16 protein-coding genes are annotated in these 16576 nt (G+C 44.0%); 8 read left to right on the top strand and 8 right to left on the bottom strand.

The features are described from left to right. From C8R34_RS02420 to C8R34_RS02385, 8 genes are all read right to left on the bottom strand, one after another. Nucleotides 1-90: GTP-binding protein (locus tag C8R34_RS02420; protein WP_074720022.1), on the bottom strand; the 90-nt coding region annotated here is incomplete at its 3' end. A gap of 29 nt (nt 91-119) precedes the next feature. After that, entirely contained in the window at nt 120-2210 is a 2091-nt protein-coding gene (fusA, locus tag C8R34_RS02415; RefSeq protein WP_110337448.1) for an elongation factor G, read from the bottom strand. A gap of 66 nt (nt 2211-2276) precedes the next feature. Beyond that, nucleotides 2277-2747 (bottom strand): 30S ribosomal protein S7, encoded by a 471-nt coding sequence (gene rpsG / locus C8R34_RS02410; RefSeq protein WP_110337446.1) that lies wholly within the window; start codon nt 2745-2747, stop codon nt 2277-2279. A gap of 60 nt (nt 2748-2807) precedes the next feature. Further along, nucleotides 2808-3185: a 30S ribosomal protein S12 gene (gene rpsL, locus C8R34_RS02405; protein ID WP_110337444.1), complete on the bottom strand. Its 378-nt coding sequence runs from the start codon at nt 3183-3185 to the stop codon at nt 2808-2810. A gap of 275 nt (nt 3186-3460) precedes the next feature. Beyond that, entirely contained in the window at nt 3461-3946 is a 486-nt protein-coding gene (locus C8R34_RS02400) for a YajQ family cyclic di-GMP-binding protein (RefSeq protein WP_110337442.1), read from the bottom strand. Nucleotides 3947-4044: 98 nt separating this feature from the next. Further along, nucleotides 4045-5271 carry an argininosuccinate synthase gene (locus C8R34_RS02395; RefSeq protein WP_110337440.1) on the bottom strand — a complete coding sequence of 409 codons (1227 nt, stop codon included), beginning with the start codon at nt 5269-5271 and terminating at the stop codon, nt 4045-4047. 77 nt (nt 5272-5348) lie between these two features. Further along, complete coding sequence (argF, locus tag C8R34_RS02390) at nt 5349-6275, bottom strand: ornithine carbamoyltransferase (protein WP_110337438.1); 927 nt, start codon at nt 6273-6275, stop codon at nt 5349-5351. 46 nt (nt 6276-6321) lie between these two features. Further along, complete coding sequence (locus tag C8R34_RS02385) at nt 6322-7482, bottom strand: aspartate aminotransferase family protein (protein ID WP_110337436.1); 1161 nt, start codon at nt 7480-7482, stop codon at nt 6322-6324. Nucleotides 7483-8255: 773 nt separating this feature from the next. Between C8R34_RS02385 and C8R34_RS02375 the strand changes: the two genes are divergently transcribed. From C8R34_RS02375 to C8R34_RS02340, 8 genes are all read left to right on the top strand, one after another. Then, the gene (locus C8R34_RS02375; protein ID WP_258364320.1) at nt 8256-8741 is read left to right on the top strand and encodes a YfiR family protein; all 486 of its coding nucleotides are present in this window, start codon (nt 8256-8258) and stop codon (nt 8739-8741) included. A 271-nt stretch (nt 8742-9012) separates the two neighbouring features. Beyond that, the gene (locus tag C8R34_RS02370; protein ID WP_258364319.1) at nt 9013-10938 is read left to right on the top strand and encodes a TonB-dependent siderophore receptor; all 1926 of its coding nucleotides are present in this window, start codon (nt 9013-9015) and stop codon (nt 10936-10938) included. 388 nt (nt 10939-11326) lie between these two features. Further along, a complete protein-coding gene (locus C8R34_RS02365; protein WP_110337430.1) occupies nt 11327-11695 on the top strand; it encodes a hypothetical protein in 369 nt (122 codons plus the stop codon). Nucleotides 11696-11793: 98 nt separating this feature from the next. Beyond that, the gene (locus C8R34_RS02360) at nt 11794-12054 is read left to right on the top strand and encodes a hypothetical protein (RefSeq protein ID WP_132467045.1); all 261 of its coding nucleotides are present in this window, start codon (nt 11794-11796) and stop codon (nt 12052-12054) included. Next, nucleotides 12055-12378, top strand: coding sequence for a hypothetical protein (locus C8R34_RS02355; protein ID WP_110337428.1), 324 nt, complete (start codon nt 12055-12057; stop codon nt 12376-12378). A gap of 221 nt (nt 12379-12599) precedes the next feature. Beyond that, complete coding sequence (locus tag C8R34_RS02350) at nt 12600-13295, top strand: TonB-dependent receptor (RefSeq protein WP_110337427.1); 696 nt, start codon at nt 12600-12602, stop codon at nt 13293-13295. Between the two features lie 21 nt (nt 13296-13316). Continuing rightward, a complete protein-coding gene (locus tag C8R34_RS02345) occupies nt 13317-13967 on the top strand; it encodes a YfiR family protein (RefSeq protein WP_258364318.1) in 651 nt (216 codons plus the stop codon). 544 nt (nt 13968-14511) lie between these two features. Beyond that, a complete protein-coding gene (locus C8R34_RS02340) occupies nt 14512-16452 on the top strand; it encodes a diguanylate cyclase (RefSeq protein WP_110337425.1) in 1941 nt (646 codons plus the stop codon). The last annotated feature ends 124 nt before the right edge of the window (nt 16453-16576 follow it).

Below are 16576 nucleotides of genomic sequence, written 5' to 3'. Positions count from 1 at the left end.
CGCTGTCAGCGTCGTCTTTCCATGATCCACGTGACCTATCGTCCCAACATTTACGTGTGGCTTCGATCGCTCAAATTTACTTTTTGCCATGACCTATCCTCTACACTCTATCAATTTGATTATTTCTTATTTATTATTGCTTCTGCCACATTCTTCGGAGCTTCAGAGTAGTGTTTAAACTCCATTGAATATGTTGCTCTACCCTGTGTCGCTGATCGCAATGCGGTAGAATAACCAAACATCTCGGCGAGCGGCACTTCAGCCCGAATTACCTTCAAACCAGGAATATCTTCCATGCCTTGTATCATGCCTCTTCTTGATGACAAATCGCCAACCACATTTCCCATAAAATCCTCGGGGGTTTCCACTTCGACGGCCATCATGGGCTCTAACAAAACCGGATTTGCTTTGCGCATTCCATCCTTGAACGCTATCGATGCCGCCATTTTAAATGCATTCTCATTCGAATCCACATCATGATACGAACCATCGAAAAGCGTAACCTTTACATCCACCACAGGATATCCAGCCAATATCCCGCTTGGTAACGTCTCTAGCAATCCCTTTTCAACTGCAGGTATGTATTCACGCGGAACTGCCCCACCTTTAATTTCGTCGACAAACTCAAAACCTTTTCCAGCCTCGTTAGGTTCCATTTTAAGCCAAACATGACCATACTGACCTCGACCACCAGATTGCTTAACAAACTTCCCTTCTATCTCAATTTGCTTTCTTATTGCCTCGCGATATGCAACTTGAGGTGCACCAACGTTAGCCTCCACACCAAATTCACGTTTCATTCGGTCAACAATAATTTCCAAATGCAACTCCCCCATTCCAGAAATAATTGTCTGACCTGACTCCTCGTCTGTTCGAACTCTAAATGAAGGATCCTCCTGCGCAAGTCTATTCAACGCAATCCCCATTTTCTCTTGATCTATTTTCGTTTTCGGCTCAACCGCAACATGGATCACTGGCTCTGGAAAATCCATTCTTTCCAATGTAATAATCCTCTGTGGATCACATAAAGTATCCCCAGTAACCACATCTTTTAATCCAACAGCTGCCGCAATATCCCCCGCCCGAACTTCTTTGATCTCATCTCGTTGGTTTGCGTGCATCTGCAATAGCCTACCAATCCTTTCTTTCTTTCCCTTAATAGGATTGTAAATTGTATCGCCGGATGTAACGACACCTGAATATACTCTAAAAAATATTAGTTGCCCCACATACGGGTCGGTTGCGATCTTAAATGCCAGAGCTGAAAATGATTCGCCATCATCCGCCACTCTTTTATCTGCCTCTCCATTTTCAGCCTCACCTTCTATTGCCTTAATATCTGTGGGCGATGGCATATAATCAATAACCGCATCCAGCATCGCCTGCACGCCTTTATTCTTAAAAGCAGTACCGCACATCATGGGCACTATCTCATTATTAATAGTGCGCGCACGCAAACCAATCTTAATTTCAGCAGCCTCAAGATCTCCATTCTCGAGATACTTATTCATCAAATCCTCATTCGCTTCTGCCGCGGTTTCCAACATTTTTTCGCGCCATTCTTGAGCATCGACCTTCAGATCTGATGGTATATCGCGCTCATCAAACTTCATTCCGCGACTTTCGTCATCCCAGTAGATGGCTTTCATTTTTATCAGATCTATAACACCTTCAAACTTATCCTCAGCACCTATTGGCAACTGTATCGGCACAGGCGTCGCCTTTAGCCGCGTTTTGATTTGCTCATATACACGCATAAAATTAGCACCCGAGCGATCCATCTTATTGACGAACGCCAATCGAGGAACGCCATATTTATTTGCCTGCCTCCAAACTGTTTCAGTTTGAGGCTGCACGCCGCCAACTGCACAAAACACCGTACAAGCACCATCTAAAACACGTAACGAACGCTCGACTTCAATAGTAAAATCCACGTGCCCTGGTGTATCAATGATATTGATTCGATGCTCAGGATAGTTGCCTGCCATCCCCTTCCAGAAACAAGTCGTAGCCGCAGAAGTAATAGTGATCCCTCTTTCCTGCTCTTGCTCCATCCAATCCATAGTGGCCGCACCATCATGAACCTCTCCAAGCTTGTGAGATACGCCAGTATAGAAAAGCACACGCTCAGTGGTAGTAGTCTTACCAGCATCTATATGCGCCATAATTCCTATGTTTCTATAACGTTCTATGGGAGTTTTTCTTGCCACAGTTATAATGCCTTACATTTATTTCAATTTGATTTTTGATTGAATTTATTACCCAAATTCAATCTACTAAAACCTAAAATGCGAGAAAGCTTTATTTGACTCAGCCATTCGATGCACTTCCTCTCGTTTCTTAACTGCCCCACCCCGCCCTTCAGCCGCTTCAGCCAACTCACCAGCCAGTCTAACATCCATAGATTTTTCATTTCTTTTCCTAGCCGCATCCCTTAGCCATCTCATAGCTAAAGCATTACGCCGCACCGACCTTACTTCAACAGGAACTTGATAGTTAGCACCACCGACACGGCGACTCTTAACCTCTACTATTGGCCGCACATTAGTCAATGCTTGCGTAAACACCTCCAACGGATCGCCACCGGTTTTCTTTTCTATATGCTCCAGCGCTCCATAAATAATTCTCTCTGCAACCGATTTCTTACCACGCGTCATCAGAACATTAACAAACTTTGCCAACTCTACATTGTGATATTTTGGATCTGGCAGTATCTCACGCTTTGGAACTTCTCTACGTCTTGGCATTATGCAACCTCATTTTCTTACTACACATCTCTTTAGTTACCTGAACATCAGCTCTATATTTTAAGCACTCTTTGGCTTCTTAGAACCATACTTCGAACGCCCTTGCTTGCGATCTTTCACTCCTGCTGTATCCAAGCTACCCCTAACTGTGTGGTATCGCACACCAGGCAGATCTTTGACGCGACCACCACGGATCAATACTACTGAGTGCTCCTGAAGATTATGCCCTTCACCACCGATGTAACTTGACACTTCAAATCCATTGGTTAACCGAACTCTCGCAACTTTACGTAAGGCTGAATTCGGCTTCTTTGGTGTTGTAGTATACACCCTTGTGCACACCCCTCTTTTTTGTGGGCAGTTTTCTAATGCAGGCACATTACTTTTGACCCGCTTAGCAACACGTGGCTTTCGAACTAACTGACTAATTGTCGGCATTTCTATGTCCTAAAAAACTGGAACGACCCTTTAGTCGTTCGCATACTAATTTTATTTGCTGATTATTCCGTGTTTAATCGTCATTACCAATTACGATTATTAATTCAGCATCTTTAAGGTTAAAGATGTGACAAAAAAGAGAGCGGATTCTATGGGGTTTATCTTTGCATGTCAAGACAAACATGGATTATGAAATCTTATTTTATCTAACAAAATAATTTAGAAAATTCATGCTTCAATATAATACCCTAGCGCTATGCTCGTATTGTATTTTATTAATCCCTAAAATTCTGGAACTGCAATGGGAAATCATCAATCAATTTCTTCACCATTTGCATGGTTTCTTGCAGCACATCTTTTTTTGCTCCTGATACACGTACTACTTCCCCTTGAATGCTTGCTTGAACTTTAAGCTTGCTATCCTTAATGCTTCTTACAACCTTTTTTGCCAACTCGGAATCGAGACCGGTTTTAACTGTTACCACCTGCTTTACTTTATTGCCACTTACTTTCTCAATCTGCCCCGTGTCCAGACACCGCACATCTACATTCCGCTTCGTCAATTTGATTCGCAGAATATCTAAAACTTGCTCCAATTTAAACTCATCATCAGCAAACACAGTCAATTGATAATCAACTTGCTCAACCCTCGCATCAGAGCCTTTGAAGTCGAATCGAGTACTCACTTCTTTGTTGACTTGATCGATCGCATTCCTGATTTCTTGCTTATCAACTTCCGAAACTATATCAAACGTTGGCATAATATTTCTTTTAACCTAGTCAATCAATTCGTGTTTTCTGCATGCCCACTCTAACTCATTTGCTGTTCTTAATCTTCTCTTTCTATGTTGAGAGGTTTCTAATTCTTGCTTTTCTTCCTTTCAACTCCTGCTGCAATGCGCAACCTTAATGCATTCAATTTTATGAATCCTGCCGCATCTCCCTGGTTATACGCACCCGCATCATCCTCAAAAGTCGCAATATTAGGATCAAACAATGAATCGGTTTGAGAATCTCTACCCACCACAATGACATTGCCCTTATACAATTTTAATCTCACCCATCCATTCACTCTTTCCTGAGTGGCATCAATCAAGGTTTGCAGGATTTTTCTTTCCGGGCTCCACCAATACCCGTTGTAAATCAGAGCAGCATACCTTGGCATCAAATCATCCTTTAGATGCGCCACTTCGCGATCCAGAGTGATCGACTCTATTGCTCGATGTGCACGTAATAAAATTGTTCCGCCGGGAGTTTCATAACACCCTCGCGATTTCATGCCAACGTAACGATTCTCCACCAAGTCCAGCCTGCCGATTCCATGCTTGCCACCCAACTGATTCAGCTTCTCCAAAACACTTGCAGGTGATAATTTATTACCATTCAACGCAACGACATCGCCACGCGCAAACTCGATATCCAGATACTCCGGCTCATCCGGCGCTTTTTCCGGTGCGACACTCCAGCGCCACATTGATTCTTCAGGTTCTGCAGCAGGATCTTCCAGAACCCGACCTTCGTAGGAAATATGCAAAAGATTGGCATCCATGCTATAAGGCGACCCCGCCTTTTTCTTCATTTCAACCGGAATGCCATGCAATTCCGCGTATTGCAGTAATTTTTCCCGTGAGACCAAATCCCATTCGCGCCATGGCGCAATCACCTGTATGTTTGGCTGCAAGGCATAATAACCCAATTCAAAACGTACTTGGTCATTACCTTTACCTGTTGCGCCATGTGAAACCGCATCTGCACCAGTCTCATTAGCAATTTCAATTTGCCTTTTTGCAATCAATGGGCGCGCGATGCTCGTACCCAATAAATATTCACCTTCATAAATTGTATTGGCTCGAAACATAGGAAACACAAAATCGCGTACAAATTCTTCACGCAAATCATCAATATAAATTTCTTTGACGCCCAGCTGCTTTGCCTTTGCGCGCGCTGGCTCAACTTCTTCCCCCTGTCCGATATCAGCAGTAAAAGTAACTACCTCACACTGATAAGTATCCTGCAGCCACTTCAAGATAACCGATGTATCCAGTCCACCCGAAAACGCCAAAACCACTTTATTAATTTTTTTCATTGTCTTAAATATTGAGTACTTCCGTTGTTTTGTACTGTTATAACTTAGTGTCTCGTCATCATTCTCAAATTGAAAACTTAACTTCCACTATTTAATTTACCCAGCAGTAAATATTCCATCAATGCCTTCTGCGTGTGTAACCGGTTTTCTGCTTCATCCCACACCACTGACTGTGGTCCATCCAGAACTTCGGCACTTACTTCTTCACCGCGATGAGCCGGTAAGCAGTGCATAAATATCGCATCTTTCTTCGCTAAAGACATCATTTCCGCATTCACACAAAATGCGGCGAAATCACTTCTCCTTTGCTCTGCTTCTGCCTCAAATCCCATGCTGGTCCACACATCCGTCGTTACCAAATCCGCACCGATCACAGCTTTCCGGGGATTAACAAATTTCTCAAAATGAGCCGTGCTGTTTAATCCTATTTGTTCAGGATGAATATCGTAACCTGGTGGTGTTGATACATGCACTTTAAAATCAAAAATTTCAGCCGCCTGTAGCCAGGTATTGCACATATTATTGGAGTCACCGATCCATGCGACTGTTTTGCCTGTTATGCTTCCTCTGTATTCTATATAGGTAAAAATATCACTCATTATTTGGCATGGATGATATTCATCGGTTAGACCGTTGATGATGGGAACTCTTGAATGCTCCGCAAAGCGTTTGATTGTGTCATGCTGATAGGTACGAATCATGATCAGATCGACCATTCGTGAAATGACCCGGGCCGCATCTTCTACCGGCTCTCCTCGTCCCAATTGCGTATCCCGCGTCGACAGATAGATCGCCGCACCACCTAATTGATGCATTCCCGCTTCAAATGACAGACGTGTACGTGTTGAATTTTTATCAAAAATCATAGCCAGAGTACGGTCAGCCAATGGCCAGTATTGCCGGTATTGTTTGAATTCCCGCTTTATCCAGCGAGTACGTTCAAACAAATACTCATACTCTTCTCGGCAAAAATCTTTAAATTGCAGAAAATGCTTAAATTGCATAACGAGATAAATAACCAATCAGTGATACATGAATTATGTAATCTGTTTAGTTATTCAAAAACTCCTTTATCAACAGACAAGTGATATCAACTACCTGCTCAGCTTCGTCTTGCTGCATCACAAATGCGGGCAACAAACGTATCACTTTATCGGATGTCACATTGATTAATAATTTCCTTTCCAACGCTTTTTTTACCAATTCTCCACAGGGCGCTGACAGCTCAATACCGATAATCAAACCCTGGCCTCGGACTTGCACAACACCCGTTACATCAGCTAGTTGTTTTTTTAGCCGATCACGCATGAAGTCACCCAACTTCGTCGCATGATCGAGAAGATTTTCATCGGCAATCACTTTCAGTGCCTCGATCGCCGCTGCGCAGACCAGCGGATTACCACCAAAAGTGGAAGCATGGTTACCCGGCTTGAAGACTTCAGCAGCCGTCCCTTTTGCCAGACAAGCACCAATCGGCACCCCGCCTCCCAGACCCTTAGCCAGGGTTACCACATCCGGCATAATATTACTATGCTGAAATGCAAACCACTTCCCGCTACGCCCGATTCCGGATTGCACCTCATCCAGCATGAGCAGCCAGCCATTCTGGTTACACAAATGACGTAATTCCTGTAAATAATGCGCTTCAGGAATATTGACACCGCCCTCACCTTGAAAAGGCTCCACCAGCACCGCAACTACATCTTTATTGTTGGCGGCAACTTGTGCAATCGCATCCATATTGTTATAGGGAACCCGCACAAAGCCGGACAGCAACGGCTCAAATCCTGCCTGCACTTTGCGATTTCCGCTTGCTGTCAGCGTTGCCATGGTGCGGCCATGAAACGAACGTTCCATCACAATGATGGTAGGAAGCGAGATCCCCTGATTGTGTCCATGCAGTCGCGCCAGTTTTATCGCTGCTTCGTTAGCTTCCGCACCGGAATTACAGAAAAACGCATTGTCCATTACTGATAACTCAATCAGGTAATCAGCCAGTCGTTCCTGCTTTTCGATATGATAAAGATTGGAAGTATGAATCAGCGTCCCAGCTTGCTCACAGATCGCTTTGGTCAACCTTGGGTGACAATGCCCCAACCCACATACAGCAACGCCAGCCAAAGCATCCAGATACCGTTCACCACGGTCATCCCACAACCACACTCCTTCGCCTCTGACAAAGGTAACAGGCAGCCGTGAATAAGTATTCATCAAATTAGACACAACACAACACTCACATTTCAGATGGAAAATTCAATTAAGCGCTATACCAGACAAGGTATGAGAAATTCGGAGAAGCGATTATGTTCACCTATTTAATCAGCTTTTTCAAGCTTTTTTCTTTAGGAATCCTTAATTGGCTTTATGCTCACGCTGTTAAACAACGATACCATATCACCCAAAACTCAGTCACTAACAACCAAGTTTTGATGAAAGACAATTACAGCATCCCTCCACTTCATCCATCATATGGACGAATAGCTCCTTCACTTTTCCTCATTTACATTCATAATACTTAACAGATTACTATCAAACGGCATAGCGGTTGATGATTATGGAATATCTGGCGTCGCGGGCGCTCACCCAGCTCAGCCATTCCAATTAAACCAGGAAAGCCTTGAAGCACGCTTTCAAGGCGGTCGATACCGAGCAAGAACAGGCGAAAAAGCATAGTTTATGCCTGATCAATGAGCATTTGAGTCTATTTCAACATCGTAGCGGCAATGCAGATAGCTCTTTAACGACTTGTTAAGTGATAATCTGCTGTTTATGATAGTTTATCAGGATCACAAACTGAAGTTACAATCCACACTCGGTCGTCCAGCCAAGGTTTCTTGGTTTAAAAACCATCTGATGATAACCGATCAAATATTTTTTAAAGTGTTATGACTGTTGTACTCGCGTTATTGATCCATCAATTTTGCAAGGTGTTCTAACCCAGAATGCGTTATGCAATATTATGTTTGTTGCTTTGCTGGTCGAATATGAGCTATTCGTCGCTTGCTGTGGCAGAGGAAATAGCGGAGTACACCGTAAAAGCAGCTTTCTTGTATAACTTCGCGATTTTTACAACATGGCCCGACAGTAACTCTGATGCCTTTAATCTATGTATTTATGGCGCCGATCCTTTCGGCAAAGATCTTGACAAACTGGTAAAGAAGAAAAAGAGAGTCAATGAGCGCAACGTTACCATTTACAGAACAAACAATATTGATCAGCTCGAGCAATGTCAGCTAGTTTTTATTTCCCACTCAGCAATTGATAGCCTGACAAGCATCATTGATACTTTGAGAAACAAACCCATACTCACGGTAGCAGACAGTCCCGGTGCTGCTCGGAGCGGTGTAATTATCAATCTGGCTGTCAAAGACAATAAAGTGACATTTGAAGTCAACTTATCTATGGTCAGAAAAGCCGGTTTGAATCTAAATGCCCAGTTATTGCGTTTTGCTACCAAAGTGCACTATTAATCAAAGAAATCGCAATTCAATTCTTACGTTTCTCTGTCGCAATAAACTTCTTACGTTGATGTCACCTATTCCACTAGCGCATGTTTGGCTTTTCATTCTACTAATTAAGCTGATAAAGTCTTATTTCTTTGCTTTTTAATCAATATCCCGGCATGTTTAAATCTGGATACCTGAAAAACTAATCCTACTCATCGTGCTTATTCCACAAAAGCTCAACGCATTGAATATCAGTTCTTCTGTAAAAAAAGCACTACCGTTTAGCTTGCTTTTCATGTCATCGTTACCCGTTCTTGCAACCAAGAATCTGGAGCAACTGAGCCTGGAGCAACTGATGGGTATTACTATCATAGGCGCTTCAAAGTATGAGCAGAAGCAACAGCAAGTCGCGGCAGCAGTCAGCATCATCACACGCAAGGATATCAGAACTTACGGTTGGCGCACACTGAATGAGGCGCTCGCCAGTCTGCCAGGAATTCATTCCACCTATGATCATCAATATGATCATCTTGGCATGCGCGGTTTTGGTCTGCCGGGGGATTTCAATACCCGCGTACTGATCACCATCAACGGCAATCGCATCAACGATGCCACTTATGATCAAGGACCAACAGGACGTGATTTTCCACTCGATATCGATCTGATCGAACGCATCGAATTTATACCGGGACCGGGTAGTGCCGTGTATGGCCAGAATGCCATGCTGGGTGTTGTCAACATCATTACGCGCAATGGCTCTAGCGTGAACGGCGCCGAGCTTTCGGCTTCCTATCAAACAGCTGAAGTTATGCCGCAAGAACGTGTTACTTTGGGCAAGCAATTCGATAATGGGATTGATGCGTTAATTTCCGTTTCAGGTCTTCAATCCCGTGGCACAGATCGTTTCTTCGATTATGGCAACTCCGGTATTTCAGGTGTGGCGCACCGTATGGATGGAGAAAATGTTAAACAATTATTCGCGCGAGCAACACGTGGTCCCGTTGCATTTGACTTCATTTATGGTGATCGACGTAAAGATGATCCTACCGGCATGTACTTTTCTGACCCGCTGGCGAGTGGTGCATCAATAAACGATCGTCGTCTCAACACACAGATCCAGTACAACGACAATTTTGCCAACGATACCCTCAATGTACTGGGTCGAGCGTTTCTCGGTCAATATCGCTACGAGCAGCCAACTATCTACAACGGCGAGAAAACGCTTACTACCGGCCCCAGTAACTGGCACGGTGCTGAATTACGCCTGCTGTCCACTGCTTTGACCGATCATAAGCTCATGCTCGGGTTTGAGTATCAAAATAACACCAACATCAAACAGACTTTCCAGAATTCTGCCAATCCCGATGAGAATGTAGCGATCCATGAGGCTGTCGTGCGCATGGGTGTATATGCCCAGGATGAATGGCGCATCACCGATACCTTGTCGGCCACGGCAGGGGTACGTTACGACCATAACAAATGGATTGGCAATCGATTAAGTCCGCGTGGTGCGTTGATCTGGCAGGCCACTCCAAAAACAACACTGAAGGCACTTTATGGTCGTGCTCACCGTTCGCCCAATTCGTATGAACGTGACTTCAATGACGGCGTATCTCAAGTTGCGAATCCGGGATTACGCAGTGAAACAGTTGATACGGCTGAACTCGTGGCAGATTATCTTCCGTTACCTAATATGAATGTACGCGTTACCGCTTATGCGTGGGATATGTATAACATTATTACGTTAGGCATGGATCCGATCAGTGAAGTCCCTCAGTATCAACAGGCATCCAACAAGGTGCTAGCCAGAGGAGCAGAGTTATCGTTTGATAAAACTTGGAACTGGGGTGCACGGCTACGTGGTAGTTATGGCATTCAGAATGCTGAACAACATAGCTCACATCTTCCCAATTCACCCTATCATCTGGGTAAGCTGAATGTTTCCATGCCCATACCACTGATGACAGGCCTGCGAGCTGGTTATGAACTGCAATATTACGGCAAACGTAAAACACTGAACGGCACGAATACCGATGATTATTTTCTTTCCAACCTGAACCTAGTGACTGATGTGCGCTGGGTAAAAGGATTGGAGGCATCATTGAGCTTCTACAACCTGCTTAATGGGCACTATCAGCATCCGGCCGCGGACACCAACTGGCAAAATAGCTTTGTTCAAGCTGGTCGGACTGTACGTTTTAGGTTGGATTATCGTTTCTAGCAGTCTGCTAGACAGTTGAGTGACGCTCCATACTGAGTGAAGCGGCATTAAAACACTTCAGTGCCTGTCTGAGAAGGCAATTTCTTCAAAATAACGTAAGAATTGGATACATAGAAATATTATTCCGCAGCATATTGAGGATGTCACACCTTTTAGTTAGCACACGTTACTATTGACACAAAGGTATTCTCGGAATCAAGTGAGTATAGCAGAGAGGGGGGTTTGTTTACGGGTTCGATCAAAGTGCTGCAAGCCACAGTCTTCATGAAATGCCGCATTAGCGTGGCGCTTATCGATTGATGACCAGCGCTACTTCAACTCTATAATGTAACCGCTAAAGCAAATGGCTTTTTCATAAACGGCTCATTCATTGTCATACCGGTTCATCATGTTCAATTTCTTTCAGGTCAATTCATTTAAAGAAAATTCTCCTGCAAGAGGATTACTGTTTTATTTGCTTTTCAGTCACATGCAATTCGCCTATGCCGCAAAAAATCTGGAACGCATGAGCCTGGAACAATTGATGAACATCCGCATCATTGGTGCTTCAAAACATGAACAAAATCAACAAAAAGCTGCCGCAACTGTCAGTGCGATTACATGCGCGGATATCAGAACTTATGGTTGGCACACGCTTAATGAAGCACTCACCAGTCTCCCGAAAGTTCATACCACATATGATTATCGCTATGAGTATACGGGCGAAGGGTATTTGGTTTGCCGGGGAATTTCAACACGCGTATTCCGGTTTTGGTAAATGGGATCCGCATCAGCGATATAACTATTGATCAGATCAGACCGAACGAATTAAGTTTATCCTTGGGCCCGGTCGTAGTTTACGAGCAGAATGCCATAATGAGTGTTGTCAATGTCATTACATACAATGGTTTCGGTATAAACGGTACGGAGCTTTCCAGTTCCTCAAGCAACAGAGGGCGTGATATGAGAGCATCTCAGTATGGAGAAAAACTTGGCAATGACACTGATGCGTTGGTTTCCTCTTCGGTTTTACGATCCCGCGGGGCTGATCGCTTTTTTGATGATGGCAACTCCGGAATTTCCGGCATAGCGTATAATTTGAGTAGCGAAGATGTTAAACGAGAACTCGCGCGATGATTGTATAAATCGCTGTCATTTGATTTTATTTATGGCAATCGCCATAAAGAAGATCCTATTTCCTCATTCTTAAGCGATCCTCTAACACGTACAGTACCCAACAATCTGCATTTGCAAACACAACATCAATATAATAAAAGTTTTGCTCATAACATGCTGAGTGTATTAGGATGGGAGTTTCTGGGGCAGTATGATTCTTCGCAATCATTTCTTCTCGGCGGAGAGAAATTTAAAGTCACCGGCCCCGGCAGTTGGCGTGGCACTGAATTACGCCTACTTTCAATAGCCCTCAATAATCACCAGTTGGTGATGGGAGTCGAATAGCAAAACAGCACAAGTGTCAAACAAACTTTCCAAAATTTGGCTACCAATGAAGACCTTATTGTCACCAATAGCGCTGTCGTGTGTATCAGTGCGTATAAATGTGCATGCGCAAGATGAATGGCGTATTCTGACACGTTGTCTGCAACGCTGGGCTGCGCTATGATTACAACAACTGAATTGGTAGCCGGTTAAGTTCACGCGGCGCGTTGATCTGGCGGGCTATGCCGAAGACAACATTTAAGGCATTGTATGGGTGTGCACATCGCTCGCCGAATTCATATGGATGTGACTTCAGTAGTGTCGCATCCAGTGGTGTTGTCAGTTCGGCATTGTACGTTAATGCGGATACGGCCGGGCTGGTAGCGGACTATCAGCCGATGATCAATACGAATGTACATGCACCCACTTATTATTGGGATTTGCAACACATTCTTTCAGTAGTACCCTACCCGGGTGGTATCAATAGCTTGATACATCAACACGCACTTCATCGAATAATAGCCAAGGGAGCAGAATTGTCAGTGGATAAAACCTGGGACTGGGGAACGCGCGTGCGCGGTAGCTTCGATATTCAAGATACTGATCAACATCATTCTCATCTTCCCAACTCTCCCTATCATCTTGGCGAACTGAATTTCTCCATCCCGATACCTCGGATGAAAAACTTATGTGTCGACTACAAATTGCAATACTACAGCAAGCACAAAACAGTGGATGCCCCCAATATAGGTAGCTACTTTCTTTCTAACCTTAATTTAATGACCGATGTTCGATGGATAAAGGGACTTGAAGCATCGCTGAGAATCTGCAATCTACTTGACGAGAATTATCAGCATCCAACCACAGCTCCCAACTGGCAAAACATTTTTTTGCAACCCGATAGAACCGAACGTTTAAGAATGGGCTATCGCTTCTAAGTACATGTCAGTATGACATACTTGTACAAGGTCCTCTGCTATCTCGACCAGCGGATATCCGAGTGGATATGCGACGACGGCTGGATACTCAAAAAACCGAAAGTAGTCAGTGAACTGAGCAATCATTTTGCCAAGAAATCAATAGTTGTCATTTATTCCGCGATTCTGTCACTCCATTGGCTCTTATTATTGAGTTATTCACCCTCGGGACAAGCTGAGCAACCATCAGAGTATCGACTGAAAGTGGCATTCCTCTATAATTTTGCTGCTTACACTGAATGGCCCCATGCGCATAATTCAGTGTTAAATCTATGCATTCACGGTGAAGACCCGTTTGGCGAGAATTTACGGCACATACGGCAAAAGAAAGTCAATGAGCAAGAATTATTAATTCGCCATACAAAAAAAATTGAGGATCTTCCCGATTGCCAGATTGTTTTTATTACCCGTTCTGTTGTAGATAGTCTTGATAGCATCATCAATCTACTCGACGGGAAACCGATATTGACAGTCGCTGATACCCCCGGTGTCGGTCAGCAAGGTGTTGCGCTCAACATGGCTATCAAAGAAGGCAAAGTGATATTTGAGGCCAATCTCACTGTCGCAAGAAAAAACGGTTTAAGACTTAGCGCCCAACTGCTCCGTTTCGCCACCAAAGTGTATCAGGAATGAGCGTATGGGCTGCTCAGGTGAGATCATGGAAATTGCTTGGAAAATTCTTCAATCCTACTCGATAAATCAGCTGCAGCGGTTATTATACGTTGATTATCTAAAGGAGAAATTAGCTGGATACATACTGTGGAAACCCAACTGGCTGAAATAAATAATCGAACTGACGATACACTCGCACTCAACTCAACTTGATCAAATTTGGAGTCTGGATATTTCTGGCGAGCATAAACTGCCGTGAAGAATTCTACAAACCTTTCTTGAGTCTACTGAGGGTTATATTCGTCAGCTTGAGCAAGCAACAAAACCCAATGTGAGGTTAATATTGATTATGAATATTTTTTATCATTAATATTCAAACTGCAGAATTGCTACAGGAAAGATTGCAGCAACATGATCAACAAGTAGTAGCTGAAACTAGAGAAATACTCGACAATGATGACCGTAGAATCTGCTGAAATTTTATCGTCATCGATAAGCCAATGAAGAATTTTTCTTTCCGGAAAGCGGTTGCTCGTCCAAACGGCTGAATCTACAGGAATAAATTATGAAAATAGCTGATATTAATCAGTTAAAAATTAGCACTTTATTACCCAGTCCCAAAGGCGTGGCGCTTGCCTTATTGGAAGCCTGCCGGCGAGAAGACGTAACGGTCAATGAGATTACTAAACTTGTCCAAACTGATCCCGCGCTCTCAGGTCGTTTGATTCAGCGAGCCAATTCGGCCAATCAAACTACGCGTGCTATCACCTCTATAACAGAAGCGGTTTCTCGTGTCGGTTTGCTGTCAGTTAAACAATTGGCAATGGGATTCTCACTGATCGATCAATATCAAAAAGGCTCTTGTAAGGAATTCGATTACCAAGGATTCTGGTCACATTCGCTCCTCATGGCAATTGTGACGCAAGAACTGGGGAAGTCGACACGAGTATCTGCACCTGATGAATTGTTTGCTTGTGGTTTGATGGCACGTATTGGTTGTTTGGCATTAGCTGTAATCTATCCGGATAGATATAGTGAGCTGATAGCACAGCAAACGCTCGATACACCACTGATCAGACTGGAACAACAATATCTGAAGACTGATCACAACGAATTGACCGCAGCAATGTTGATCAATTTTGGTGTTCCTAAGATTTTTGTTGAATCTATTTATTACCATGAAACACCTGATGAGTCGGGTTTTTCTGAAGGATCCCGCCCGTTTCAACTGGTGCATCTATTTTATTTAGGAAAGCAGATTGCTGATTTTGGATTGGCTGAGGAATCAGAGCGCAACCAGCGAATTTCCGAGCTGATGCTGCTGGGTGGGAAAATCGGCTTGGATGCCGAATCATTTGGCACATTGATAGATCAGGTTATGCAGGAATGGCAGTCGTGGGGGAGGATGCTCAAGATATCCGCTGTGGAGCTTCTCCCGCCGTTTCATAAGATAATGAATGCGGCTGCGCCGCGTCAGGAAAATGACGCAGATGCCGCGCCGCTGCGGATCCTCGCAGTAGAAGATGACCCATCCGGTCTCATTCTTATCAAGGGATTGTTAGCGAATACTCGTGGGCACACATTATTTACCGCAAGTAACGGCCAGCAAGCCTTATCTTTAGCGGTGGAAATCTCGCCGCATATTGTCATCACTGATTGGATGATGCCGGTGATGAGCGGGCTGGAATTAACCAAATCTTTGCGCGCTACCGAATGGGGTCAGAATTTATATATCATCATGCTGACTGGGGTTGAAGATGAGGAAGAAGTCATCAAGGCCTTTGATGCAGGCGTCGATGATTATGTGACAAAACCGATCAACTCGCGTGCCTTTCGAGCCAGATTACGAGCGGCGTGGCACTATCGAAAGTTGCAAGAATCCTGGGAGCGTGACCGGGAGCAACTTAAACGCTTTGCTGCAGAGTTGGCCATCACCAATCGTAAGCTAGAACATTTTGCATTAACCGATGTGTTGACTGAATTGCCTAATCGGCGTGCAGGTATGGAAGCACTGGCCGATGTATGGAGTGTTGCAAACCGATCGGGGCAATTAATGGCCATCATGCTGATTGATATTGATCACTTCAAGAATATCAATGACACCTATGGGCATGCCATTGGCGATAAGGTGCTCAAAGAAGTAGCCGTATCGATGAAAGACGCTGCACGAAAAGGAGATACTTTTTGTCGCATGGGTGGAGAGGAGTTTCTGATTGTTTGTCACAATGGAAATACCGATGCGAAATCTGTTGTTCTTTTTGCAGAAAGAATCCGCCAACATGTTAGCAAGCAACAAATTCATATTGATGAAGCTCACATTAATATTTCTGTCAGCATCGGCATTGCCTTAAAAGAAGCGCACATGAAGAGCGGGGAGCATTTAGTCAATGCTGCTGATAAGGCACTTTACGCCGCTAAGAATGCAGGGAGAAATAGAGTTTTTCTGGCGCTAGGTGATCGATTCATTAGCTGTAGCTCAGACAAACCACTCAGTCATTTGGATTAAATAGCATTTGCCAATCACCCACCTTTTCGATAATGAACTTTAACCCACCTTCTGTATCTACTGCTGTGGTCATTCCGTTCGTTGAGTGTAAGCTTCCAGATACTGAAATTATGACATAATTAGC

The sequence above is a fragment of the Nitrosomonas sp. Nm84 genome (assembly GCF_003201565.1).
Lineage (GTDB): Bacteria > Pseudomonadota > Gammaproteobacteria > Burkholderiales > Nitrosomonadaceae > Nitrosomonas.
This window is presented reverse-complemented; position numbering and strand designations above follow the sequence as displayed.

Coding starts and splice junctions, on each gene's coding strand:
- rpsG (WP_110337446.1), bottom strand. CDS start 2,747: ATGCCAAGACGTAGAGAAGTTCCAAAGCGTGAGATACTGCCAGATCCA.
- rpsL (WP_110337444.1), bottom strand. CDS start 3,185: ATGCCGACAATTAGTCAGTTAGTTCGAAAGCCACGTGTTGCTAAGCGG.
- C8R34_RS02400 (WP_110337442.1), bottom strand. CDS start 3,946: ATGCCAACGTTTGATATAGTTTCGGAAGTTGATAAGCAAGAAATCAGG.
- C8R34_RS02395 (WP_110337440.1), bottom strand. CDS start 5,271: ATGAAAAAAATTAATAAAGTGGTTTTGGCGTTTTCGGGTGGACTGGAT.
- argF (WP_110337438.1), bottom strand. CDS start 6,275: ATGCAATTTAAGCATTTTCTGCAATTTAAAGATTTTTGCCGAGAAGAG.
- C8R34_RS02385 (WP_110337436.1), bottom strand. CDS start 7,482: ATGAATACTTATTCACGGCTGCCTGTTACCTTTGTCAGAGGCGAAGGA.
- C8R34_RS02375 (WP_258364320.1), top strand. CDS start 8,256: ATGAGCTATTCGTCGCTTGCTGTGGCAGAGGAAATAGCGGAGTACACC.
- C8R34_RS02370 (WP_258364319.1), top strand. CDS start 9,013: ATGTCATCGTTACCCGTTCTTGCAACCAAGAATCTGGAGCAACTGAGC.
- C8R34_RS02365 (WP_110337430.1), top strand. CDS start 11,327: ATGTTCAATTTCTTTCAGGTCAATTCATTTAAAGAAAATTCTCCTGCA.
- C8R34_RS02360 (WP_132467045.1), top strand. CDS start 11,794: ATGAGTGTTGTCAATGTCATTACATACAATGGTTTCGGTATAAACGGT.
- C8R34_RS02350 (WP_110337427.1), top strand. CDS start 12,600: ATGCCGAAGACAACATTTAAGGCATTGTATGGGTGTGCACATCGCTCG.
- C8R34_RS02340 (WP_110337425.1), top strand. CDS start 14,512: ATGAAAATAGCTGATATTAATCAGTTAAAAATTAGCACTTTATTACCC.